The sequence below is a fragment of the Terrihabitans rhizophilus genome (assembly GCF_033898525.1).
GTDB classification, from domain to species: domain Bacteria; phylum Pseudomonadota; class Alphaproteobacteria; order Rhizobiales; family Methylopilaceae; genus Flaviflagellibacter; species Flaviflagellibacter rhizophilus.
Map to the genome: position 1 here is coordinate 128,592 of NZ_JAXAFJ010000002.1, position 24,320 is coordinate 152,911.

Below are 24,320 nucleotides of genomic sequence, written 5' to 3' on the forward strand. Positions count from 1 at the left end.
CCATGACGCTGTCGAGTATGACGGGCTTTGCCCGCGCCGACGGGGCGCTGAACGGCGCGCGTTGGACGTGGGAGCTGAAGACGGTGAACGCGCGCGGCCTCGACATCCGCGTCAGGGTTCCGGCAGGCTTCGACGACCTTGAGGCGAAAGCGCGAAATGCAATTGCGGAGCGCCTCACCCGCGGCACCTGCCAGGCGGGGCTCAGCCTCACCCGCGAAGGATTGGCGCCGAGGCTGCAGGTCAACGAAGCCGTCCTGCAATCCGTGGAAGCCGCGCTTCTGGTGCTGAAGACAAGGATCGACGCCACGCCGCCATCGCTGGACGGGCTGCTGGGAATTCGCGGCCTTGTCGATGTGGTTGAGCCGTCGGTCGATGCCGAAGCGCATGCGGCGGAGTTCTCGGCGATCCTCGGCACCTTGGGCGAGGTCCTCGACGGTCTGGAGGCCACTCGGGCCGAGGAGGGCAGAGCGTTGCAGGCGGTGCTCCAGCAAAGGCTCGCGAGCATGAGCGAACTTGCACGCGCGGCTGATGCCTTGCCGGCGCGGCAGCCGGAAGCCATCCGCACCAGGCTTGCCGAGCAGATAACGGCGCTGCTTGGCGCGGCGCCCGCGCTGGATACGGACCGACTTCATCAGGAGGCGATCCTTCTGGCCAGCAAGGCCGATGTCCGCGAGGAACTGGACAGGCTCGGAGCCCATCTGCAGGCAGCGCGGGACTTGCTTGCCGAGGGGAAGGCCGTCGGCCGCCGTCTGGACTTCCTCTGCCAGGAGTTCAGCCGCGAGACGAACACCCTTTGCGCCAAGTCGAACGACATCGCGCTCACGGCGATTGGCCTCGAACTCAAGGCGGTCGTTGAACAATTCCGCGAGCAGGTGCAAAACGTCGAATGATCGCCGAACGCGTAGAGATTGCCCGCAGGGGCATCATGCTGGTCGTGTCTTCGCCCTCGGGTGCCGGCAAGACGACCCTGACCCGTAACCTCCTCCAGAAGGAGGAGAATGTGGTTCTTTCGATCTCGGTGACGACGCGCGAGCGCCGTCCGAGCGAGATCGATGGGGTGCACTATCACTTCATCAGCAGCCGCCAGTTCGAGCGGCTACGGGAGTCGGGTGAGCTACTGGAGTCGGCCGAGGTGCACGGCAATTTCTACGGAACGCCCCGTGAGCCGGTCGAGAAGGCGCTTTGCGAAGGTCATGACGTGCTGTTCGACATCGACTGGCAGGGCACGCAGCAATTGCGCGCGAGCAGCCTGAGCCCCGATGTGATCAGCGTGTTCGTGCTGCCGCCGTCCGCTCCCGAGCTGAAGGCGCGTCTGGAGCGCCGTGCCGAGGATTCCGCGGAGACGATCCGGCGCCGGCTGGGGAATGCGGCCGAGGAAATCCCGCACTGGACGGAATACGATTACGTGCTGGTGAACCGCGACCTCGAGAAGAGCTTCGACCGCCTGCGCTCCATCCTCACGGCGGAGCGGCTGAAGCGGGTCTATCCACAGGATATCAACAGCTTCGTCGACGGGTTGTTGGATGATCTGCGAGACCTGAGCCGGGCTTGATCACAGGGAACGGGCACGTTCCGCCTCAAGCAGCCGCGCGAGGGCCGCAAAGCCCTCCACACCGATCTCCTCCGCCCGCCGCGTCTCCTGAATGCCGCACGCCGTCAGCGCTGCGACAGGATCACGGAACACGCCCTTCAGGCTCTGCCGGAGCATTTTCCGGCGCTGCCCAAACGCCGCCTGCGTCACCTGTTCAAGGTCGCGCGCGCGGCACGGATGCGGTTCGGATCTTGGCACGAGATGAACGACGGACGAGGTGACCTTCGGCGGAGGCACGAAGGCGGACGGGGGAACGTCGAACAGGATGCGGGCTTCCGTGCGCCAGCCGGCGAGCACGCCCAGCCGGCCGTAAGCCTCGGAACCCGGCTGCGCCACGATGCGCTCCGCGACTTCTCGCTGGAACATCAACGTCAGTGATCCCCACCAGGGCGGCCATGGCCCTGTCAGCCAGCCGATCAGCAGCGCGGTGCCCACATTGTAGGGGAGGTTCGCCACCACGCGTGCCGGCCCGCTGAAATGCTGCGACGCATCCAGCGCCAGCGCGTCACCCTCAATGACTTCGAGGCGGCCGGGATAGTGTTCCGCCACCTCGGCAAGGGCGGCCACGGCGCGACTGTCTTTCTCAATGGCGACGACGCGCTTTGCGCCCATGGCGAGGAGGCCGCGGGTCAGCCCGCCGGGGCCGGGTCCAACCTCTAGAACCTCGACGCCTTCGAGAGGGCCCGATGCGCGTGCGATGCGCGCTGTCAGGTTCAGGTCGAGCAGGAAGTTCTGGCCAAGACTCTTCCGCGCCGACAATTCGTGTCGCCGGATAACGTCGCGCAGCGGGGGGAGATCGTCTATCGCGCTCACAAGGCCTGCCGCGCCGCGAGCTTTGCCGCCAGTTTGAGCGCTGCGATCAGGCTCGACGGATCTGCACGGCCCTGGCCCGCGATGTCGAAAGCCGTGCCATGGTCGGGCGATGTCCGGACAAACGGCAAGCCGAGGGTGACGTTCACCGCCCGGTCGAACGCCAGCGTCTTGATCGGGATCAACGCCTGGTCATGGTACATCGCGAGCACCACGTCATAATTCTCGCGTGCGGCGGCGTGGAACAGGGTGTCGGCCGGAAAGGGCCCCGACGCCGCTATGCCTTCCTGAACAAGCGCCTGGACCGCCGGCTCGATGATGTCCCGATCCTCAAGGCCTATCGCGCCCTCTTCACCCGCGTGCGGGTTGAGGCCTGCCACGGCGATCCGGGGTTTGCGGACATGGAAGCGCGTGCGCAGGTCAGCAGCCACGATGCGGGCCGTTTGGACGATGAGGTCGGTCGTGAGCGCAGCCGGCACGGCGGCCAGCGGGATATGCACCGTCACCGGCACCACGGCCAGATCCTCGCACCACAGCATCATCACCGGTATGGATGGGCCGCCGCGCTGTTCCGCCAGAACGCCCAGATAGTCGGTGTGCCCGGGATGGGGAAAGCCGACACGCAGCAGCGGCGCCTTGGCGATGGGATTGGTAACCACGGCCGAGGTCTTGCCGGCATAGGTCAGTTCCACGGCGCGCCGGATGGATTCGATGACCGCCGGAGCGTCTGCGGCATTGGGGATGCCGGGTTCTGCCAGCACTGCCATGTCGAGCGGGATCACCGGCAGGGCCAGCGGGAAGAGTTCCTGCGCTCGGTCGGCCTCGGTGACGGCGATGGGTACCGCCAGGCCGAGTTGCCTGGATAAGGTCGCCAGATGGTCAGGGTCCGCCAGGATGGCGAAGGGCGGAACATGAGAGCCCTGGCGGTCAACCCACGCCTTGAGCGCAAGCTCGGGGCCTATACCTGCCGGCTCTCCCATCGTGAGAGCGAGAGGGGCGCTCATGCCGCGACTTCCCTGTGACGCGCTTCCAGCCTGCGCAACTTAGTCGCTGTCGCTGTTCACGTTGATGGAGGTGCCGCCACCACCGAGAGTCCGAAGCGCAAAGGTCACATAGACCTTCTGCACGGGATCCTCGTTGCCGTTTTCGCTGAAATCGACCGCGTAGTTCAGGCCGAAGGCAAAGCACTCGTCCATGTAGCCGATGCCGGTCTCGGTCTTGTCGAACTTCTCGGTGTCGATGTTGTAGCGGGCAGCACCAGCGACATAGACCTCGTCGGTCAGCTTTACCTTCAGATTGCCGAGGATGCCTTCGCCGACATCCCCGAAGCCGAGCCGGCGCTGGTCTTCATAGCGGCCGTAGAGGACTGCTCCGGAGACGGGTCCCTTGTCGAAGCGGGCCTCCAGCTCGATGGCGTTCGTGTAGAGGTTTTCCTCGTTGAAGCGGAAGCGTGCGGCAAACGCCAGTTCCTTCGTGAACTGCGCATAGGCACTAGCTACGTAGTCGGAGCGGTCGTTTTCCAGGCCGGTGCCTTCGCCCGTGTGCGTCAGGTCGTCTGCCGCAAAGGAGTTCAGGCCGAACAGGTGGTACGACTGGCCGGCCATCACATTGATGAAGCCGCCATTGCGCGTGGTCAGTGTGTACTGCGCACCGATATTGGCACGGCCGCCGCCTTCGATCCGGTCATAGCCGGAGAACTTGTCCCACGAGAACAGCGTGGAGGTGTCGAAGAACAGGCTCTGCGCGTCCTCGTTCGGAACGTCGCCGATATGTCCTTCGTCCGGGCGCACGATTATCTGGGCGATCGGCTCGAACACGTGGCTGCCGAGGCTGTTCTCCATCGCGAACGGGTAGCGATATTCCAGCCCGGCGCCGACCATGCCGCGCGCCATCGTGGAGGAATCTGTGTTGATGAGGCTCGCGAGGTTCTCGCTGTCTTCCGGATCGATCCAGATGAAGTCGCCCCGTGCATAGGCGAACGGCGTCCAGACCTGACCGAGCGGGTCGATCATCTCCTTGCGCCATTTCACGTCCGTCGATAGGCGCGTGTAGGCGCCGCCCACGCCGGCTGCGATGCAGTCCGTGGTGAAGACGTCGCAAGTCAGGTTCCGCCGGCGCAGATCGCGCGAAGATATGTCGTCCCCGAGAAGCTCTCCCAGCCGCGCATTGTCGCGCGTCAGCGGCTCGAAATCCGTGTCCTTGCGGTAGGTGTTCGTCAGGTTGACGTCGAACGATAGCTCGCCGCCAAGCACCGGCTTGTCGAAGACGTAGTTGTAATCCCAGACGCCGACGACCGGCAGCTGGTCCTGCACGTCGTCCGACGACAGGCCGTAGAAATAGTACCCGCGTGCCTCGAAGAACGAGCGCTCTCCCTGACCCGTCAGGTAGAGCGTCGAAATGGCCTCGGACCAGTCCGCACCCCAGAGATCGTAATCGTCGAGTACCCAGCGGTCGGACAGGACGTTGATGTTCCAGCCCCACGACCACATCTCGTTGATCTCGAAGTGGCCCTTGGTCTGGATGGCTCCCCGCGCATCCTGCTGTTGATCCAGCTCCTTGAACGCGTAGGGATCATCCTGGAACAGGCCCGCTGCGCGGAACGAGTAGGTGCCGTTCTCCAGCCGGTGCCGGAACTCGACATCCGCCAGCACACCTTGCCCGGACAGCGCCGCCGGCGCGAACGTCACGTCCATGTTGGGCGCGATGTTCCAGAAGAACGGCGTCTTCACCCCGAAGCCGTATTCGGTCGAGGACATGATGTGCGGGGGCAGGAAACCCGTCTTGCGCTTGACCGTCGGATCCGGCGACGAGAAGTACGGCAGCCACGCGACAGGCTGGCCGAAGAACTCGAGTTTCGCATCCTCATAGTGGATGGTCTTGGTGCCCTGATCGTGGATGATGCGGGCGGCCTTGACCTGCCAGAGCGGCGGCTTCTCCGGATTGTCGCGGCAGGGTTCGCAGGCCGTGTAGACCCCGTTGTCGAAGACGGTGACGTTGCCACCCTGACGAGTCGCGCTGCGAGCCGCGAAGCGCGTTTTGTCGGCGCTTTCCACAGTCAGCGACTGCACGAATCCCTCGCGCATGTCGTCCGTCAGTTCCAGCTCGGCCGAGTAATAGACGTTCTTCTGCGGATCGGTCATCCGCACATTGCCGCGAGCCCGAACGCGCCCGCCGGCTTGGTCGTAGTCGACCCGGTCCGCTTCGAGCACGGAGCCCCGCTGGTAGAGCTTCACATTGCCGACGGCCGAGACGGTGCTGCGCGCATCGTCATAGATCATCTCGTTGGCCGTGACATACATCTGGCCGTCGTTCGCAGGCACCCCCACAGGAGGCGCTGTCTGCGCGGACGCTGCAGCATGACCGAGAATCAGGAACAGGACGGCGGTCGCGCCGACGGCACTGCGTCGCCACGCGGGGAGGGAACCGCCATGGTTGGCGATCCTCATCATCCGTCCTCTCTGAAGAGCAGCACTGTTACGCTCACTAACGCCCCAATAACGGCCGGCCCCCAGGCCGCGAGTGCCGGGGAAATGAAGCCTGCAGCTCCGAAATCCTCGACGATCTCGTTCACTACATAAAGCACGAACCCCGCGCCCACACCACCAACAATCGCCTTGGCCATGCCGCCCGTTCGGACGAAGCCGAGGGCAACGGAAGCCGCGATCAGCACCATGGCTGCGAGCAGCGCCGGGCGAGCCAGCAGTACCTGATATTGCATCTGCAGTCTTAATGCCGGGATACCGGCGCGCTGCGACAAATCGATCACGCGCGGTAGCTCCCAGAAGGACACGGTCTCGGCGGGCGCAAGGCTTTCCGCCACCTGACTTGCGGAAAGCGAAGTCGCGAGCGTGTAGGTCTGGTCCGCTTCCGGGGCCGCGTTAACCCGCAGGATTCGCGCGTTTGCCAGCTCCCAATAGCCATTGTGCAGGATCGCTAGAGGCGACTCCACCCGCTCCTGGAAAGCGCCTGCCTTCGAGAACACGAACGCGGTCACGCCGGTGAGGCGAGTGCCGCGTTCGGCGGACGCATCCGCCCGCAGGACCGACTGTCCATCCACGCTTTGTTGCCTGATCCAGCGCCGGCCGGTGGGCGCGGCTGTGCCGTTGCTGCCGCGCCGCAGCGCTGATTCTTCCGCGTTCGCGTGCTCCTTCAGGGTAGCGGACAGCGGATTGAACGCCGTGGTGGCCGCAATGCCCACAAGGACGGCGACGAGCACGGTCGGCAGCACGATCTGCCAGATGGAGAACCCGCTGGCCCGTGCCACGACAAGCTCGAGGCGTCGGGACAGCAGGAGAAACGCCATGATGGCCGCGAACAGCACCGCGAAGGGCAGGGTCTGTTCGGTGATGGAGGGCACCCGCGCGCCCGAGATGAGCAGGAGGCGCAGAGCCGATGCATCCGGCGAGTCGCCCGATTTCCGCAGCAGCTCGAGGAAATCGATGATCAGGACAAGGACGGATATGCCGATGAAGAAGAACAACGTGGTCCAGAGAAGACGCTTCGCGATGTAGAGCGACAGACGCAACGGCATCTCAGGCCTGCTGCAGGCTGCGGCGGCGCGGCAGAGAGATGCCGCGGCCAAAGATCAGGGCAAGGGCTGCCGCACCTGTCAGGAACAGGAAGGCATAGAGAGCCGGCACCGCCCAGGCCGCCGACGAGGCGAGGTTGATCAGGCCCAGTCCTGCGACCCGCACCGCCACGATAGCCGCCACCGCCGCCAGGGTCGCGCTGATCCGGCCCTGCCTGTTGCTGCGCGTCCGTCCCAGAGCCGCGAATGCGATCAGCATGAACACCACCGGATAGATCGGATTCGTCAGCCGGTCATGCAGTTCGGCGCGTATGCGGCCGCGTTTCCCGCTGGTGTCGACGGCCTCGGCCGGAGGGTTCAGGAGGTTCTGCACGGTCTGTTCCCGGGGGCGGAAGCTCGCCGTCGCGCTCTGGCTCGCCAGCGGCGAAAGATCGAATGCGTAGCTTTCGAACACCACGATGGAGACATCGTCGCTGCCGCTCGCCTTGCGCTGGAGCGCTCCATTTTCCAGCACGATGTACGAAGTATCCCCGGCCTGAACAACGCGGCCTCGCTCGGCGGTGTAGACGAGGTTCTGCCCGGGCTCGCTGTCATCCTCGATGAGCATGCCCACGAGCGAATTGCCGGCCCCGCTGGCGCGCACGTGAACGGTGATGCCCTGGCTGAAGGTGCTGAAGGCACCCGGTCGCAGCACATTGACGATAACGTCCGCACGGATGGCGGTCACAATCTCGCGCACAGCACGCAGGCTGGCCGGGATGGCGGATGTGCTGAGCACGCCGGTGGCGATGGCCACGACCACCGTCACAACGATGAAGGGACGCATCAGCTGAAGCGGCGTGGCGCCGGCTGCGCTCATGGCTGCCAGCTCGGAATCGCTGTTCAGCCGGTTCAGCACCCACATCACCGCACCGAAGAGGGCAACCGGCGCGACGACGAGCGCAAGGCTTGGCAGGCCAAGTGTGGTGACGAGGAGAAAGGTCCACAGGGACTGGCCCTTCGATGTCAGAAGGTCGATCTGGCGCAGCGACTGCGTCACCCAGACGACCGCCGTCGTGGCGAAAAGACTCGTCAGGAACGACGCGCCCGTCATGCGGATAATGTAGCGGTCGAGCGCGGTCAGCATGGTTCCGGGGATCAGGCCCTTGTGCCGCGCGCTGGTCGGATGCAGCGGCCTGTTCTAAACACGTCATCGAGCGGCGCAGCCCTGGCGCGCCCCAACACGACGCGGAGTATCTACCCGAATGGCCTCCAATCCAACCATCGCTTTCGTTGCACCTTCGATCCCCGAGACGGGTGTTGCCGTCGTGCTCACCGACAGCCGCCTTGGCTTCTCCGGCACCTCCGCCAGGATCATCGAGGCGCTGGGCGACTTCGGCCGGTATGCAAAGGCCGCGAAGTTCACGGGCAAGGCCGGCACAACGCTGGAGATCCTTGCGCCGCAGGGCAGCACGTTGGATCGGCTGGTCGTCTACGGCCTCGGGCGCGGCGAAGGCGATCCCGCGACGGAGTGGGTGAAGGCCGGCGGGCAGGTGCTCCGCAAGATCGGACAGGCCGAAAGCGCGACCGTGCTGGTCGATGTGCCGCCGGGGCTGGACGACGATGCAGCCATAGCTGCGTCGCAGATGGCACTGGGCGCCCGGCTTCGCGCCTACACCTTCGACCGCTACAAGACGAAGAAGAAGGACGAGGACGAGAACGGCGCCTGCGCCAACGCGCTCAACATCGCTCTCGAACAGCACGAGAAGGCAGCCGAGCTGTGGACTGCCCAGCAGGCAATCGCGGACGGCGTGGACATCGCCCGCGACCTCGTCAACGAGCCGTCCAACATCCTGTATCCCGAAGCATTCGCGCAGCGCGCCGCCAAGCTGGTTGATCAGGGCGTCGACGTTGAAATCCTCGACGAAGCCGCAATGAGCGAGCTCGGAATGGGCGCGCTTCTCGGCGTCGGCCAGGGCTCGGAGAACGAGAGCCGCATCGTGGTGATGCGCTGGAACGGGGCGGGCGACGATTCCGCGCCCGTCGCGTTCGTCGGCAAGGGCGTCACCTTCGACACCGGCGGCATCTCCATCAAGCCTTCGGGCAGCATGGAGGACATGAAGGGCGACATGGCGGGAGCGGCCTGCGTCGTCGGGCTCATGCACGCACTGGCCGCGCGTAAGGCGAAGGTCAACGTGGTCGGCCTGATCGGCCTCGCCGAGAACATGCCAGATGGCGCAGCGCAGCGGCCGGGCGACATCGTCACCTCCATGTCGGGCCAGACCATCGAGATCATCAACACGGACGCCGAAGGCCGACTCGTCCTTGGCGACGTGCTCTGGTACGCGCAGGACCGCTTCAAGCCGGTCTTCATGGTCGATCTCGCAACACTGACCGGGGCCGTGCTGGTCGCTCTCGGACAGGAGCATGGCGGCCTGTTCTCGAACAATGACGAGCTGTCGGACCGCCTGCTGGCATCCGGCAAGGCCACCGGTGAGCGCGTGTGGCGCCTGCCGCTCGACCCGGCCTATGACAAGATGATCGACTCCAAGTTCGCGGACATGAAGAACACCGGCGGCCGCCATGGCGGGTCCATCACGGCGGCGCAGTTCCTGCAGCGCTTCGTGAACGGCACCCCATGGGCGCATCTCGACATCGCCGGAACCGGCATGGGCTCGCTGCAGAACGACCTCAACCAGAGCTGGGGCTCCGGCTGGGGCGTGCGGCTGCTCGACCGGCTGGTCGCCGACCACTACGAAGCCTGAGTGAAGCGCGGGGCGGTGAAAGCCGCCCCGTCTCCTTGCAGCGATGACAGAGATCCTTTTCTACCACCTCCAGAGCCAGCCCGTTGAGCGCGTGCTGCCGCAATTGCTTGGCAAGTGCCTGGAGCGCGGCTGGAACGTGGTGGTGCAGGCCTCAAGCGAGGAGCGTGTCCAGGCGCTGGACGACGCGCTGTGGACCTACTCAGCGGAGAGCTTCCTGCCGCACGGAACGGTGCGGGACGGGGCCGTAGAGACCCAGCCAATCTTCCTGACGCCCGAGGACATCAATCCGAACAAGGCCAAAGTTCGCGTCCTTGTCGACGGCGCGTCCGGACCTGATCTTGCCGGCTACACCCGTGCGATCGTGATGTTCGACGGCAATCTGACCGATGCGCTCGCGACAGAGCGCGAGCGCTGGAAGGCGCTGAAAGCGGCCGGCCATCAGGTCACCTACTGGCAGCAGGATGGCGATGGCCGCTGGGTGAAGAAGGCCTGAGGGCCCGCTTTCCTAAAGTGCCTGACCGCCCGAAACCTCGATGCGCTGGGCATTGATCCAGCGGCTCTCCTCGGAGAGCAGTCCGGCGACGACCGGCCCGATATCGTCGGGGAGGCCGACGCGCCCAAGCGCGGTGATCGCTGCGATATGCTTGTTGATGTCCGTGTTGTCGCGCACCGCGCCGCCGCCGAAATCCGTCTCGATGGCGCCCGGGGCGATTGTGTTGACGGCGATCCCGCGGCCGCCGAGCTCCTTTGCCATGTAGCGCGTCAGCACCTCGATCGCGCCCTTCGCTGCGGCATAGGCCGCGTAGCCGGGATAAATCATCTGCGTCAAACCGGACGAGAAGTTGACGATGCGGCCGCCGTCCGCGATCTGCGGCAGCAGTTCCTGCGTCAGGAAGTAGACGCCCTTGAAGTGCACGTTCACGAGCTGGTCGAACATTGCCTCCTCGGTTTGCCCGATCGTCGCCATGCTGCCGTGGCCGGCATTGTTGACGAGGTGATCGAACTGGGTGCGGCCCCAGACATCGCCAAGCAGGGTCTTCACCTGCGCAGCAAACGCCGGGAAGCTGGAGGCGGAACCGACATCCAGCTGAAGGGCGGCGGCGGTTCTGCCCATTGCGGTGATCTCGGCCACCACCGCTTGCGCATCTTCGGCGCGGCTCTGATAGGTGATGATGACGTCGCCGCCGCGGCGTGCCACGGCGAGGGCGGTGTTGCGGCCAAGGCCACGGCTGCCGCCGGTGATGAGCGAAATCTTGGTCATGTCACGGCCTCCATCGGGTGAGGCCGAATGGATAAACCGGGCAGGGCTGAATGCCTTTGCCGGAAGCTCCGCCATTCTTGCCTGAAAATCCGGAAGCGATGCACGGACTTCGGGGATGGGCTACATTGGCGGCATGCCGGATGCCCTTCTTTCCACCGTCGAAACTCACGCCAACGCTCATGCCGGAGCCGATGGGATGGCGCAGACGCCGCTGACCGGCGTCACGATCATCCGCTCCGAGGCGCCGAGCGGTCTGGCCCATGCGGTGTCGAAGCCACTGATCTGCCTTGTCCTGCAGGGGCGCAAGCACGTAACCGTTGGCAGGGAAGAACTCGATTTCGGTGCCGGGGACTCTCTGGTCATCACCGGCGATATGCCCATGGTGAGCCAGATCACCCAGGCCCGCGCAGATGCGCCTTACCTGTCCATCGTCTTCGAACTCGACACGGCGCTGATTACCGATCTCTGCCTCGAGATAGGGAACGCGGCGGGGCCCGGAGGCCCGCCCGTTCAGATCGGACCGACGGATCGCGAAGTGTCCGACGCCGCTTTGCGGCTCATGAGGCTTGTCGAGCGCCCGGCTTCGATCCCGGTTCTCCGCGAACAGCTGATGCGGGAGCTGCACTATTGGCTGCTGATGGGGCGGCACGGCCCCGCAGTTCGACGGCTTGGCTGGCCCGACGGGCACGAGCAGCGGGTGGCGCGGGCAGTTGCGGTGATCCGCGCCGAATTCAGTCGGCCGATCCCGGTCGGGCGCCTCGCGGCGGTGGCCGGCATGAGCTTGTCCTCGTTCCACCACCACTTCCGCGCGGTGACATCGTTGTCCCCGTTGCAGTTCCAGAAGACGCTGCGCCTCATCGAGGCGCGCCGCCTGATGATCGCGGAAGGACGGTCGGCCAGCGCGGCAGCTTTTGCCGTCGGCTATGAAAGCGCGCCGCAGTTCACGCGCGAATATGGCCGCATGTTTGGCTCTTCGCCGGCGCGAGACGCCGAGGCGGCACGAGGCGTGTTGGAAGCTGCCGAGTAGTGTCGTCTACTCGGCCGCCTCGGCCATCTGCTCGAGTTCGCCATTGGCCGCCATCCAGGCTTCCTCGGCCTCCGCGAGCTGGTTCGACGCCGTTGCCCGGCGTTTGGTGAGCTGCGAAAGCTTCAGCGGATTGCTCGCGGCAAGCTTCGGATCGGCGAGTTCGCGGTCATACTTCGCGATCTCCACCTCCAGCTTCGCCACCTTGGCCTCGCAGTCCTTCACCTTGACGCGCAGCGGCGTCAGGTCAGGCTCGCCCTTGTCCGCCTTCTTGGCGGGTTTGCCGTCGCTGTCACCGCGGGCGGCCCTCAGCACCTGCTTCTGGTAATCCTCGAGCGTGCCGTCATAGGGCGTCACGGTGCCGTTCGCGACCAGCCACAGCTCGTCTGCGCAGGCGTCCAGCAGATAACGGTCATGGCTGACTAGGATCACCGCGCCCTCGTATTCGTTCAGCGCATCGGCGAGAGCGGCGCGGCTGTCGATGTCGAGATGGTTGGTCGGCTCGTCGAGGATGAGAAGTTGGGGGGCCTCGAACACCGCAAGCCCCATCGCGAGGCGCGCCTTCTCGCCGCCGGACAGGCTCTTCACCGGCACCTCGGAGCGTTGACCCGAAAAGCCGATGCGCGCGGTGCGGCCGCGCACGACGGATTCGGCCGCGCCCGGCATGCGCTCGCGCACATGCTGGTAGGGGCTGTTCTCCATCACGAGGCCTTCGGTGGTGTGCTGTGAGAAATAGCCGACCGTGAGCTTGGACGAGCGCTGCATGCGCCCGGCCATCGGCTGCAGTTCGCCCGCGAACAGCTTCGACAGCGTGGACTTGCCGTTGCCGTTGGCGCCAAGCAGGCAGATCCGCTCGTCCGGTCCAAGGTTCAGGTTCAGCTTCTTGAGGATCGGCGTGTCGCCATAGCCGATCGTCACGCCGTCGAGCGCGATGATGGGCGGCGCCAGCGGCTTGTCGAAAGGCGGTATGTAGAAGGGCGGCACATTGCTTTCGATGGAGACGGAGATGGTCTCCATCTTCTCCAGCCGCTTGACGCGGGACTGTGCCTGCTTCGCCTTGGAGGCCTTGGCCTTGAAGCGAGCCACGAAGGCTTCCAGCTTCGAGCGCTCGTCGTCCTGCTTCTTCTTGGCCTTCGCGTCGAGCAGCAGCTTTTCGCGCCGCTGGCGGTCGAAGCTGGTGAAGTTACCGCGATAGAGGACGAACTTGCTCTGGTCGAGGTGCAGGATGTGGTCGACGGACGCGTCCAGCAGGTCGCGGTCATGGCTGATGACGAGGACGGTGCGCGGATAGCGCGCCAGATAGTCCTGCAGCCAGAGAGTGCCTTCGAGGTCGAGATGGTTGGTCGGCTCGTCGAGCAGCAGCAGGTCCGGCTCGGAAAACAGCACCGCTGCGAGCGCCACGCGCATGCGCCAGCCGCCGGAGAAGGACGAGCAGGGCCGCGCCTGGGCCTCGGTGTCGAAGCCGAGGCCGGAGAGAATGCGGGCCGCGCGGGCCGGAGCCGAATGGGCGTCGATGTCCACGAGGCGGCTGTGGATCTCGCCGATGCGGGCTGGGTCGGTGGCGGTCTCCGCCTCCTCCAGCAGCCGGGTGCGCTCGACGTCCGCCGCCAGCACGCGCTCGATGAGGCTGTCCGGACCCGAGGGCGCTTCCTGCGCCACGCGGCCGAAGCGCGCGCCCTTCGGAAGCTTCAGCGATCCATCGTCCGGCGAGATGTCGCCGGCCACCGCCTTGAAAAAGGTGGTCTTCCCCGTGCCGTTGCGTCCGACAATGCCGACGCGTGCGCCTTCCGGGATGAAGACGCTGGAATTCTCTATGAGTGTGCGCCCCGCGATGCGGAGCGTGAGATCGGTAACCTGAAGCATGGGCGCTTTGTGCCGTCAGACACGCTCGGGAGCAAGCCTTAGACGATCAACTATGCGACGGAAAGCCGCTGTCGGCTGCGAACGACTCGCACTTGTCGTGTTTCGATTGCAGAAGAAGGCATGCCGTGTATAAGCCGGCACTTACCAGTATATCTACGGGGTCTGACTATGACCGTCGAGCGCACATTCTCGATAATCAAGCCTGATGCGACGCGTCGCAACATCACCGGAAAGGTCATCGACAAGATCGAGAGCGCCGGACTGAAGATCGTAGCCTCCAAGCGCGTTCAGCTGTCCCGCGAGCAGGCCGAAGGCTTCTACGCTGCTCACAAGGAGCGCGGCTTCTTCAAAGATCTCGTCACCTTCATGATCTCCGGCCCCGTCGTGGTGCAGGTGCTCGAGGGCGAGAACGCCATCGCGAAGTACCGCGAAGTGATGGGCGCGACGAACCCGGCGAACGCCGATGCCGGCACGATCCGCAAGGAACTCGCCGAAAGCATCGAAGCCAACACCGTGCATGGCTCGGACTCGCCCGAAGCGGCGCAGACCGAGATCAAGTTCTTCTTCGACGACAACGAGATCGTCGGCTGATCCGGATGGCCGGCCCCGGGGCCGGCCATTCCTTTTCGGCCAAAGACGGCAGTGTCTTTCTTTTAACGGGTGGAAACGACGTCCCTTAGGGACAGAAAGAGGCAAATCTGATGGAATTTGGCGCGACTGAATGGCTGGCCCTCGGCCAGATTATCTGGATCAATGCCCTGCTCTCGGGCGACAACGCGGTCGTCATCGCCATGGCCTGCCGGTCACTGCCGCCGGCTCAGCGCCGCACCGGCATGATCCTGGGCGCGGGCGTGGCCATCGGCCTGCGCATCATCTTCACCCTCATCATCGTGACCCTGATGGGCATCCCCTATCTGAAGGTCATCGGCGCGCTCGCGCTGCTCTACATCGCCATCGACCTCATCCGTCCCAAGAACGACGATGAGCACGGCGTCCAGGGCCACGACAATATGTGGCGCGCGGTCGGCACCATCGCCATTGCCGACGTGGTGATGAGCCTCGACAACGTCATCGCCATCGCAGGCGTCGCGGGCGACCACTGGGGCCTGCTCATCCTGGGCCTCGTGATCTCGATCCCGATGATCATCGCCGGCAGCGCCATCATCCTCGCGGCCATCGACAAGTTCCCCATCATCGTGTGGGCGGGCGCGGCTCTGCTCGGCTTCGTGGCCGGCGAGATGCTCGTCTCCGACGTGGCACTGGTCGAGCGCTTCGGCGAGGCGTTCATCCACAGCTGGGAGACGACCGTCGCCATCGTACTCGCCGCGGCCGTCGTCATGGTCGGCTGGCTGTTGTCGCGTATCTCCGCCGAGAAGCGCGCCGAGGCCGAGGACCTGACCCCGACGCACTGACGCGGCTGCGCCGCTGGCGCAAACCACGCTTACATCTTGCAATGCGGGTGCCCTCGGGGTTACCCGCATTGTTGTTTTCAGGGGGTAGGGATGCGGACTTCCGGGTTTATGATTGCGGCATTGTCTGTCGGTGCGCTGGCATGTGCAGGCTTCGTGCCGGCGGCGGCTGCGCAAGGTCTCTTCGGCAGTGGCGCCGGCAAGTCGGCCCCCGCCGCGCCTCTGACGCGGGATGGGGTAAGGGTAAAGCTGCTGGACAGCTGCGTCCTGACCCAGACAAAGCCCGGCGTCGATGGCGGGGCCGCACCGCAGTGCCGCTGCTACACGGCAGCCGTCACCAAGGCGATGACCCCGGATGAGATCGCATCCTATTCCGGCAAGATGCCGAAGCGGATGGAGCCTTTGGCCGAAGCGGCTTGGGCTACCTGCCAGAAGAAGGGCTGAACGACCCGGGGTCGGGTGCAAGAATCGCCCCCGACGCTCTGCAATATGGGTCCCGGCCTACGCCGGGACGTGGCTGAGCGTGTTGCACGATCGGCGTCCCGACGAAGGTCAGGACCCATACGCTCAGAGAAGCAGTCGCGCCGCACTCACCCAACGAGCCCATTCGATCCAGCAAAGCTCAGCCGGCTAGGCTGGCGGCCACAGCAGCGCCGGGGCCGCCTCCAGGCCGGGTGAATCAAACACTACCCGCTCACCCTCGACTCGCGCGGCACCCGACGCGACCAGCCTGAGCGCGTGTGGATAAAGCCTGTGCTCCGCGGCAAGCACCCGCGCCGCCAGCGCATCAGCATCGTCTCCCGGCAACACCGGCACAGCCGTTTGCGCGATGATCGGCCCGGTATCCACATCCTGCCGGACGAAGTGCACCGAGCAGCCGTGCAGCTTCACATCGGCTTCCAGAGCCCGCTCGTGGGTGTGCAGCCCGCGGAAGCTGGGCAGCAGCGAAGGGTGGATGTTGATCAGCCGGTCCGTCCACTTCGCGACGAAATACGGCGACAGCAGGCGCATCCAGCCGGCAAGGCAGACAAGCTCGACATGTGCGGCCTCAAGCTCGGCATCGACCATCATCTCGAGTCCGGCACGGTCATGGCTGCGGTGATCGAAGGCAACCGCGTGCACGCCGGCCGCGCGCGCCTTTTCCAGCCCGCGCGCATCTGGCCGGCTCGAGATCACCACTGCGATCTCGGCAGGAAAGTCCGGATCCTCGGCGGCCGCGATCAGCGCCGACATATTGGTGCCGCCCCCGGAGATGAGGATGCCGACGCGCGTCCGCTTCATCAGAACGAGAGATCCAGGCTGCCTTCGAGCAGCGTGGCTTCGCCAGTCCGGGGCACGATCTCGCCGAGCCGCACCACGGTCTCGCCGGCATCGGCGAAGGCCGCGCCGACCGCATCGGCCATGGCTGCATCCGCCACCACGACCATGCCAATCCCGCAATTGAATGTACGCAGCATCTCGCTCTGTTCGATGTTCCCGGTCGCCGCCATCCAGCGGAATACGCCGGGCGTCTCGATGGCGGAAAGATCGACGCGTGCCGCCAGATCGTCGGGCAGAACCCGAGGAATGTTGTCCGGGAAGCCGCCGCCCGTGATGTGCGCCAGACCCTTCACGCCGCCGGTCTCCTTCAGCACGCGAAGGATCGACTTCACGTAGATGCGGGTCGGCGCCAGCAAGGCGCGGCCAAGGCTGATGGCCGGCGCGAACGGGGCGGGCGCGTCCCAGCCGAGGCCGGAAATCTCGACCACCTTGCGCGCCAGCGAGTAGCCGTTCGAATGCACGCCGGAGGAGGCGAGGCCGAACAGCACATCGCCCGAGGCGATGCCGCGCGGCAGCAGGGTTCCGCGCTCCGCCGCACCGACCGCGAAGCCGCCGAGATCGTAATCGCCTTCCGCATACATGCCCGGCATCTCGGCGGTTTCGCCGCCGATCAGCGCGCAGCCGGCCTCGACACAGCCTTCGGCAATGCCCTTCACCACATCCACGCCCGTCTGGGGAGCGAGTTGGCCGCAGGCGAAATAGTCGAGGAAGAACAGCGGTTCGGCGCCCTGGACGACGAGGTCGTTGACGCTCATGGCCACGAGATCGATGCCGATCGTGTCATGGATGCCGGTCTGGATGGCGATCTTGAGCTTCGTGCCCACACCGTCTGTCGCCGCGACGAGCACCGGATCCTTGTAGCCGGTGGCTTTCAGGTCGAACACGCCGCCAAACCCGCCGATCTCGGCATCCGCCCCGGGCCGGCGCGTCGCGCGGACCAGCGGCTTGATGGCATCGACGAGCGCATTGCCGGCGTCGATGTCCACGCCCGCGTCGCGATAGGTCAGCCCCTTTGTCTCAGCCATCATGTTCTCCCGTCGCGCACGGATTACCCCGCACGGGAAGCGGTTTCAACGAGGGTCATTCCCAAAGTCCGTACTCTTCCCATTTCGCGCGCGGAATTTCCCGGCCGATCGTGTATTTCAGCGCCTTCGCTGCGGTGTGGCCCGGGGCGAGGGTGCACGTGTACTGCAGATTGTACCAGCGCCCCGCGCGCCGGAACGCAGCACCCGAGGCGGTCACCTGTTCGCCCGCCGTGACGGAACCGGCGCGGGCATCCGAGACGACACGGTCGACGCCGGAATACTCCTTCTGCTTGCTGATGCGGCGCGCGGCATCGATGTCGCAGACCTCCAGCATCCGTGTAGCAGGCTCCAGCTTCTCCAGGCTCTTCTGCAGTCCTCTTTCGGCAGAATGCGCCGGAAAGGATGAGGCGAGGGCGACAACGGTGAACAGGCTCGGCCATTTTCTCATGCGGCCTTGTGGCGGTGCCGCGCTGCTTCGCGCAAGGTCGCTAAACGTCGAACGCGCCATGCCCTGTGACGTGGATGGCGGCATCTGCTAGGCCGGTCATCATGGCGCTGAACATACCCACCATGATCACCATCGCGCGGCTTTTCGCTGTTCCGCTGGTCGTGTGGCTGATGCTCAGCGGTTATGGCCATGCTGCCTTCGTGGTGTTTCTCGCAGCCGGCATCTCGGATGCGATCGACGGTTATCTGGCGCGCGTCTGGGACCAGAGGACGGAGCTCGGAGCCTATCTCGATCCTATCGCCGACAAGGCGCTGCTGGTCTCGATCTATGTGACGCTTGCCGTCGGCGGTGACATTCCGGTGTGGCTGGCCATCGCCGTGGTGTCGCGCGACGTGCTTATCGTCGGCGCGGTGATCCTGTGCTGGGGTCTTGAACAGCCGTTTGCCATCCGGCCGCTGAAGATCTCGAAGATCAACACGGCGGCGCAGATTTCGTTTGCGGCTCTTGCGCTTGCGGTCGTCGGCTTCGACATCGACGCGGGCACATGGTTCCACCAGTGCGGCCTGTTGGTGGGTGTGTTGACGCTTGCGTCGGCCGCCGCCTATCTGGCGGCTTGGATGAGGCACATGGCCCCACCAGAGGAACGCCCATGATCCCGGAACCGCAGGTCGAACAGCAGGCAGTCTCCTCCGTCCCGGTGAAGGTGCGCCTCAGCCTGCCGCGGCAGGCGCTGTTCTGGAGCGCTGGATTTCTCGTCCTCGTCCTCATCCTCTGGCTGCTCAGCAACATCCTGCTGCCTTTCGTGGCCGGCTTTGCTCTCGCCTATTTTCTCGATCCCCTGGCAGACAGGCTCCAGCGCACCGGCCTGAGCCGGACCTTGTCTGCCCTGGTCATCCTGCTGACCTTCGTGCTGCTCGCCGTGGTCGGTATCGCGGTCCTGGCGCCGCTGCTCGTCAACCAGTTCAATTCCTTCCTCGAGAACCTGCCGAACATCATATCGCGCATTCAGGCCCTGATCGCCGGTCCGGGCTTGGGATGGCTGCGCGAAATCACCGGAGGCATGGTGCCGGACGTCCAGGCTTCGGTGGACGCGATGGTCGGCCAGGGCGCAGGCTGGTTCGGCGGCGTCCTGAAAGGGCTGTGGTCTACGACGGGCACTCTGATGTCGATCGCCAGCCTGTTCGTGGTCACGCCGGTGGTCGCCTTCTACATGCTGGTCGACTGGGACCGCATGGTTCGCGAGGTGGACTCGCTCATACCGGTCTACCACCGTGAGACCGCGCGGGGCCTTGCCTCCGAGATGGACGATGCCATCGCCGGCTTCGTGCGGGGGCAGGGCGCAGTGTGCCTGATTCTGGGCGGCTTCTATGCCATCAGCCTCTCCCTTGCTGGCCTCAACTTCGGGCTCCTGATCGGCCTCATCTCCGGCATCATCGGGTTCATTCCCTATGTAGGATCGGCCACGGGTTTCGTGCTGGCCGGGGGTGTTGCCCTCGTCCAGTTCTGGCCGGATTACCTCTGGATAGGCCTCGTCATCGGCATCTTCATCCTCGGCCAATTCGTCGAGGGCAACATCCTGCAGCCTAACCTTGTGGGCCGGTCCGTGGGCCTGCATCCGGTCTGGCTGATGTTCGCCCTCGTGGCGTTCGGATCGCTCTTCGGTTTCGCCGGACTTCTACTGGCCGTGCCGCTGGCCGCCGCGATTGGCGTGCTGACCCGCTTCGCCACCCGCCAGTACAGGGAAAGTCCTATCTATTCCGGACGGCCGAGCGAGTCGGACCTCATCATATGACGGGGGCTTCTCCGCGCCAGTTGACCTTCGCGCTGGAGGGCTCACCGCGTCTTTCGGCGGAGGATTATCTGGTCGAGCGTTCCAATGCGCCGGCTCATGCACTGGTGACGTCCTGGCCCAACTGGCCGTCGCGCGCCGTGCTGCTCTACGGCCAGCCCGGTTCGGGAAAAAGCCACCTTGCCGCCATCTGGGCCGAAGTGGCCGGTGCTCGGATCGCTACTGCCGCGCAGTTGCGGGAGGCCGATATCGCAGCTCTTCCGGCGGGCTTCCAGCTTGCCGTGGAGGACATCGACAGCGCCGATGTTCATGAGGAAGTCCTCTTCCACCTCCTCAACACGGCCCGAGAGCGGGAGGGCTGGCTGCTCCTCACCTCCGCAACCGAGGTCACGGCGTCATGGCCGCGAATCCGCGATCTGTCATCGCGTCTCCGCGCCATGCCGAGGGCGGACCTCTCGGCACCCGGTGATGAACTTGTTCGTGCGGTGCTCGTTAAGCTCTTCGATGACCGCCAGCTTGCGGTCGATGTAGAGGTCATCGACTATGTTGCCCGGCGCATGGAGCGTTCCATTGGATCGGCGCGCCGGCTGGTCGCCGAACTGGACCAGGAGGCGCTGGCGCTTGGCCGCGGCATCACCCGGCCGGTTGCCGCTGCCGTACTGGCACGGCTAAGCATCGGAGAGGATTGAGCCCGTGACTGTCGTTCAGCCGCCACGTACGCGTCTTAAAGCTGCGACATCCACCCCGCAGGCGAGCCCCCAAATGACCGATCTTGAGCTGGACGACAACGCAGTGCAGGACAATCCGGTCGCCGTCACGCAGCCGTCCTCGGACCTCAGGCACTCGCCGGACAGGTTCATCAATCGCGAGCTCTCCTGGCTGCAGTTCAATCGCCGCGTCATGGAAGAAGCGGCGAACCCGAACCATCCATTGCTGGAGCAGGTGCGGTTCCTGTCCATCTCCGCCAACAATTTGGACGAGTTCTTCATGGTGCGCGTAGCCGGCCTCAAGGGGCAGGAGCGCACCGGCGTCACGGTCATAAGCCCGGACGGACTGACGCCGACCGAACAACTGGCGCGGATCAACGACGTGGTCGTCGCCCTGGCGGGAGACCAGCAGCGCCGTTGGCTGGAACTGCAGCCGGAGCTTGCCAAGGCCGGGATCGTCATGGTCGGGCCCGCTGATCTCAGCGCGACCGAGCATGCGTGGCTCGAAGACTACTTCATGCAGTACATCTTCCCGGTGCTGACGCCGATGGCTGTCGACCCGGCGCATCCGTTCCCGTTCATTCCCAATCTCGGCTTCTCGCTGGCGCTGCAGATGGCGCGGCACAGCGATGGTCGCGCGCTCAATGCGCTTGTCCGCGTTCCTGCGAAGATCGACCGCTTCATCCGCCTGGCAAACAGCGAAGGTGGCACGACGCGCCTGGTGCTGCTCGAGGATGTCATCGGGCTCTTCATCAACCGGCTCTTCCCCGGCTACCTCGTGAAGGGGCAGGGCGCCTTCCGCGTCATTCGTGACAGCGACATCGAAGTCGAGGAGGAGGCGGAAGATCTCGTCCGCCTCTTCGAATCGGCCTTGAAGCAGCGTCGCCGCGGAACGGTCATCCGTCTCGAAATCCAGAGTGCGACGCCGCCCGAACTCCTGCAGTTCGTAGCCGCCGCCCTGCACGTCCGCGAGACCGAGATATTCCTCGTCGACGGGCTGATCGCGTTGAACGAGCTCTCGCAGGTCGTTTCCGTCGAACGCCCGGAGCTGAAGTTCATCCCCTACAATGCGCGCTTTCCGGAGCGCATCCGCGAACATGGGGGCGATTGCTTTGCCGCCATCAAGCAGAAGGACATCATCGTCCATCATCCCTATGAGAGCTTCGATGCCGTCGTTCAGTTCCTGAACCAGGCTGCGCGGGACCCGGATGTCGTCGCTATCAAGCAGACGCTCTACCGCACCTCGTCCGACAGCCCCATCGTCCGCGCCTTGATGGAAGCTGCCGAGGCCGGAAAGTCGGTGACGGCACTGGTCGAGCTGAAGGCACGCTTCGACGAGGAAGCCAATATCCGCTGGGCCCGAGACCTGGAAAAAGCCGGTGTGCAGGTTGTCTTCGGCTTCATCGAGATGAAGACGCACGCCAAGCTCTCGCTGGTGGTGCGCCGCGAGTCGGGTCAACTCGTCACGTACTGCCATATGGGGACTGGCAATTATCACCCCATCACGGCGCGCATCTACACCGACCTCAGCTTCTTCTCCGCAGACCCGGTCATCGCGCGCGACGTTGCCCGCCTGTTCAATTTCATCACGGGCTACGCCGAGCCGGCGGAACTTGAAGTGATGGCGGCGTCACCTTTCACGCTGCGGCGTCGCATTCTCGAACACATCGCCGGCGAGATCGCGCACGCCAAAGCAGGCCGCCCGGCGGCCATCTGGGTGAAGCTGAACAGCCTCGTCGACAGCGTGATCATCGACGCGCTTTACGATGCCAGCCGCGCGGGTGTGGAAGTGGATCTCGTCATCCGCGGAATCTGCTGCCTGCGTCCAGGTGTGCCGGGCCTGTCGGACAACATCAGGGCGAAGTCGATCGTCGGCCGCTTCCTGGAGCATTCCCGCGTGATCTGTTTCGGCAACGGCCACGGGCTGCCGCATCCAAGGGCCGTCGTCTACATCTCCTCGGCGGACTGGATGCCTCGCAACCTTGATCGCAGGGTGGAAACGCTGGTGCCGATCCTCAATCCCACCGTGCACGAGCAGGTGCTCGACCAGATCATGGTGGCGAATCTGAAGGACAACCAGCAGAGCTGGACCGTACTGCCGGACGGCACCTCCCGCAGAATCCATCCGCAGGATGGCGAGGAACCGTTCAACGCCCATCGTTACTTCATGACCAATCCGAGTCTTTCCGGCCGTGGCAAATCCGTCAAGAAAAGCCCGCCGCGCCGTATCGCACGCCGTGGGCGGGACTGACCCAGTGTCTGTGGCGACGTCCGTTTCCCGGGAGATGGAGGAGGCGAGGGGCCGGTTGCGCATGGGCGCCACCGTGGCCGTCATCGACATCGGGTCGAACTCCGTTCGTCTCGTCGCCTATGAGGGGCTGGCACGCAGCCCCACGCCTTTGTTCAACGAGAAGGCCATGTGCGGCCTTGGCCGCTCGGTTGCGCTGACGGGAAGGCTAGCTGACGAGGCCGTCGCGTGTGCGCTCGCGGCCCTGCGGCGCTTCCGGGCTCTTTGCGACGTTATGAATGTCGGGCAGCTGTGGGTTCTCGCGACGGCCGCCGCGCGGGATGCCGAGAACGGCCAAGCCTTCCTCGAGGAGGCGTCACGCATTTGCCGTGCCGAGATCCAGCTGCTCTCGGGCAAGCGCGAAGCCTATCTCTCCGCTCTCGGCATCGTCTCCGGCGTCCATGATCCGGACGGCATCGTGGGCGATATGGGCGGCGGCAGCCTTGAGCTGGTGCGTGTCTTCGACCGCACGATCGGCAACGGGATCACGCTTCCTCTCGGCGGCCTGTTCCTCCAGGACGCAGCCGACGGCCAGATCAAGAAGGCCGAGAAACTGATCGTCGACCAGTTGAAGCGGGTGCCGGACATCGCCTCCTATGAGGGCAAGACCTTCTATGCCGTTGGCGGCACATGGCGAGCGCTCGCGCGCCTGCACATGTCGGAAAAGGACTACCCGCTGCGCGTCATGCACGGCTACACCATTCCGGCGAAGGAGGCCTTGGCCTTCTGTCGCCGGGTGGCCACCAGCAACCCGGCGGGACTGCGCGGCGTGGAGTCCGTTGCCAGCGACCGGCGGCCTTTGCTGCCCTATGGCGCCTTGCTGCTCCAGCACATCATCACCGCGGCGAAACCGCAGGATGTCATGATTTCCGGCGTCGGCGTGCGCGAAGGCCTTCTCTACGAGGTGCTGGATGACGCGGAGAAGCAGCAGGATCCGCTGGTGACGGCTGCTGCCGATCTGAGCGCGCTGCGCTCCCGCTCACCCCGCCATGGTTACGAGCTTGTCGACTGGACGGACCAGTTGTTCGAGTCGGCCGGTCTCGATGAGAGCGATGAGGAGGCGCGTCTTCGCCACGCCGCCTGCCATCTCGGCGATCTCGGCTGGCGGGCCCATCCCGACTACCGGGGGGAGCAGAGCTTCAACATTATCGCCAACGCCGCTTTCGTGGGCGTCGACCACAGCGGGCGCGGCTATCTGGCTCTGGCTGTCTACTACCGCCATGAAGGCTTGCGCGACGAGGGTGTCAGCCCACGGCTGCGGGCACTCGTGACCCCGCGTCTGCTGGAGCAAGCCCGCCTTCTCGGCGCCGCGATGCGCGTGGCCTATCTTGTCTCGGCGTCTACGCCCGGCGTTCTGCCGCGCGCCGCGCTGGTGGTGTCCGGAGACCGGCTGGTGCTGACGCTGCCGCCGGAACTGGCCGATCTCAAGGGCGACCGCCTCGCGAACCGCGTTCGCCAGATGGCAAAGCTGCTCGGCAAGGAACCGGCAGTCCAGGTCTCGCCTTAGCCGAGAT

General features: G+C 65.1%; 23 protein-coding genes. 13 read left to right on the forward strand and 10 right to left on the reverse strand.

Translation table 11 applies throughout. The features are described from left to right. The first annotated feature begins 2 nt into the window (after positions 1–2). Complete coding sequence (locus SCD90_RS04175) at positions 3–890, forward strand: YicC/YloC family endoribonuclease (protein ID WP_319843381.1); 888 nt, start codon at positions 3–5, stop codon at positions 888–890. Then, complete coding sequence (gmk, locus tag SCD90_RS04180; RefSeq protein WP_319843382.1) at positions 887–1,552, forward strand: guanylate kinase; 666 nt, start codon at positions 887–889, stop codon at positions 1,550–1,552. The genes SCD90_RS04175 and gmk overlap by 4 nt, the downstream gene beginning before the upstream one ends. Here the strand turns inward: gmk and rsmA are convergent, their stop codons facing one another. The 5 genes from rsmA to lptF are packed head-to-tail and all read right to left on the reverse strand — an operon-like array spanning position 1,553 to position 8,055. After that, positions 1,553–2,404 (reverse strand): 16S rRNA (adenine(1518)-N(6)/adenine(1519)-N(6))-dimethyltransferase RsmA, encoded by an 852-nt coding sequence (gene rsmA / locus SCD90_RS04185; protein WP_319843383.1) that lies wholly within the window; start codon positions 2,402–2,404, stop codon positions 1,553–1,555. Next, complete coding sequence (pdxA, locus tag SCD90_RS04190) at positions 2,401–3,405, reverse strand: 4-hydroxythreonine-4-phosphate dehydrogenase PdxA (RefSeq protein WP_319843384.1); 1,005 nt, start codon at positions 3,403–3,405, stop codon at positions 2,401–2,403. Before pdxA ends, rsmA begins: the two co-directional genes overlap by 4 nt. A gap of 39 nt (positions 3,406–3,444) precedes the next feature. Next, the gene (locus tag SCD90_RS04195) at positions 3,445–5,850 is read right to left on the reverse strand and encodes an LPS-assembly protein LptD (RefSeq protein ID WP_319843385.1); all 2,406 of its coding nucleotides are present in this window, start codon (positions 5,848–5,850) and stop codon (positions 3,445–3,447) included. Continuing rightward, a complete protein-coding gene (gene lptG, locus SCD90_RS04200) occupies positions 5,847–6,932 on the reverse strand; it encodes an LPS export ABC transporter permease LptG (RefSeq protein WP_319843386.1) in 1,086 nt (361 codons plus the stop codon). The genes SCD90_RS04195 and lptG overlap by 4 nt, the downstream gene beginning before the upstream one ends. A gap of 1 nt (position 6,933) precedes the next feature. Next, positions 6,934–8,055, reverse strand: a complete 1,122-nt coding sequence (gene lptF / locus SCD90_RS04205; RefSeq protein WP_319843387.1) for an LPS export ABC transporter permease LptF — start codon at positions 8,053–8,055, stop codon at positions 6,934–6,936. Positions 8,056–8,173: 118 nt separating this feature from the next. On the opposite strand from lptF, the gene SCD90_RS04210 reads away from it, so the two are divergent. Continuing rightward, positions 8,174–9,673: a leucyl aminopeptidase gene (locus tag SCD90_RS04210; protein WP_319843388.1), complete on the forward strand. Its 1,500-nt coding sequence runs from the start codon at positions 8,174–8,176 to the stop codon at positions 9,671–9,673. A gap of 43 nt (positions 9,674–9,716) precedes the next feature. Continuing rightward, positions 9,717–10,166, forward strand: a complete 450-nt coding sequence (locus tag SCD90_RS04215) for a DNA polymerase III subunit chi (protein ID WP_319843389.1) — start codon at positions 9,717–9,719, stop codon at positions 10,164–10,166. Positions 10,167–10,178: 12 nt separating this feature from the next. Here SCD90_RS04215 and SCD90_RS04220 read toward each other — a convergent pair whose 3' ends face one another. Continuing rightward, complete coding sequence (locus tag SCD90_RS04220; protein ID WP_319843390.1) at positions 10,179–10,934, reverse strand: SDR family NAD(P)-dependent oxidoreductase; 756 nt, start codon at positions 10,932–10,934, stop codon at positions 10,179–10,181. Positions 10,935–11,049: 115 nt separating this feature from the next. On the opposite strand from SCD90_RS04220, the gene SCD90_RS04225 reads away from it, so the two are divergent. After that, positions 11,050–11,961, forward strand: coding sequence for an AraC family transcriptional regulator (locus SCD90_RS04225; RefSeq protein ID WP_425265635.1), 912 nt, complete (start codon positions 11,050–11,052; stop codon positions 11,959–11,961). Between the two features lie 6 nt (positions 11,962–11,967). On the opposite strand, the gene SCD90_RS04230 is transcribed toward SCD90_RS04225, so the two are convergent. Continuing rightward, on the reverse strand, positions 11,968–13,821 hold the full coding sequence (locus SCD90_RS04230) for an ABC-F family ATP-binding cassette domain-containing protein (protein ID WP_319843391.1): 1,854 nt from the start codon (positions 13,819–13,821) through the stop codon (positions 11,968–11,970). Positions 13,822–13,989: 168 nt separating this feature from the next. On the opposite strand from SCD90_RS04230, the gene ndk reads away from it, so the two are divergent. The 3 genes from ndk (at position 13,990) to SCD90_RS04245 (ending at position 15,674) form a co-directional block, all read left to right on the forward strand. Further along, positions 13,990–14,412 (forward strand): nucleoside-diphosphate kinase, encoded by a 423-nt coding sequence (gene ndk, locus SCD90_RS04235; protein ID WP_319843392.1) that lies wholly within the window; start codon positions 13,990–13,992, stop codon positions 14,410–14,412. A gap of 110 nt (positions 14,413–14,522) precedes the next feature. Further along, the gene (locus SCD90_RS04240) at positions 14,523–15,233 is read left to right on the forward strand and encodes a TerC family protein (RefSeq protein ID WP_319843393.1); all 711 of its coding nucleotides are present in this window, start codon (positions 14,523–14,525) and stop codon (positions 15,231–15,233) included. A gap of 120 nt (positions 15,234–15,353) precedes the next feature. Further along, positions 15,354–15,674, forward strand: a complete 321-nt coding sequence (locus SCD90_RS04245; RefSeq protein ID WP_319843394.1) for a hypothetical protein — start codon at positions 15,354–15,356, stop codon at positions 15,672–15,674. Positions 15,675–15,860: 186 nt separating this feature from the next. Here SCD90_RS04245 and purN read toward each other — a convergent pair whose 3' ends face one another. Genes purN through SCD90_RS04260 form a run of 3 tightly spaced genes read right to left on the reverse strand, consistent with a single transcriptional unit; the run spans position 15,861 to position 18,023 of the window. After that, complete coding sequence (gene purN, locus SCD90_RS04250; RefSeq protein ID WP_319843395.1) at positions 15,861–16,511, reverse strand: phosphoribosylglycinamide formyltransferase; 651 nt, start codon at positions 16,509–16,511, stop codon at positions 15,861–15,863. Continuing rightward, positions 16,511–17,578, reverse strand: coding sequence for a phosphoribosylformylglycinamidine cyclo-ligase (purM, locus tag SCD90_RS04255; protein ID WP_425265636.1), 1,068 nt, complete (start codon positions 17,576–17,578; stop codon positions 16,511–16,513). Before purM ends, purN begins: the two co-directional genes overlap by 1 nt. A gap of 52 nt (positions 17,579–17,630) precedes the next feature. Then, positions 17,631–18,023, reverse strand: a complete 393-nt coding sequence (locus SCD90_RS04260; protein ID WP_319843396.1) for a DUF930 domain-containing protein — start codon at positions 18,021–18,023, stop codon at positions 17,631–17,633. A gap of 74 nt (positions 18,024–18,097) precedes the next feature. On the opposite strand from SCD90_RS04260, the gene SCD90_RS04265 reads away from it, so the two are divergent. The 5 genes from SCD90_RS04265 (at position 18,098) to ppx (ending at position 24,313) form a co-directional block, all read left to right on the forward strand. Then, complete coding sequence (locus SCD90_RS04265; RefSeq protein ID WP_319843397.1) at positions 18,098–18,676, forward strand: CDP-alcohol phosphatidyltransferase family protein; 579 nt, start codon at positions 18,098–18,100, stop codon at positions 18,674–18,676. Beyond that, positions 18,673–19,815: an AI-2E family transporter gene (locus tag SCD90_RS04270; protein ID WP_319843398.1), complete on the forward strand. Its 1,143-nt coding sequence runs from the start codon at positions 18,673–18,675 to the stop codon at positions 19,813–19,815. The genes SCD90_RS04265 and SCD90_RS04270 overlap by 4 nt, the downstream gene beginning before the upstream one ends. After that, entirely contained in the window at positions 19,812–20,501 is a 690-nt protein-coding gene (locus SCD90_RS04275; protein ID WP_319843399.1) for a P-loop NTPase family protein, read from the forward strand. The genes SCD90_RS04270 and SCD90_RS04275 overlap by 4 nt, the downstream gene beginning before the upstream one ends. Before the next feature lie 73 nt (positions 20,502–20,574). Then, on the forward strand, positions 20,575–22,770 hold the full coding sequence (locus tag SCD90_RS04280) for an RNA degradosome polyphosphate kinase (protein ID WP_319843400.1): 2,196 nt from the start codon (positions 20,575–20,577) through the stop codon (positions 22,768–22,770). 61 nt (positions 22,771–22,831) lie between these two features. After that, the gene (gene ppx / locus SCD90_RS04285; protein ID WP_319843401.1) at positions 22,832–24,313 is read left to right on the forward strand and encodes an exopolyphosphatase; all 1,482 of its coding nucleotides are present in this window, start codon (positions 22,832–22,834) and stop codon (positions 24,311–24,313) included. Positions 24,314–24,320 lie beyond the last annotated feature (7 nt).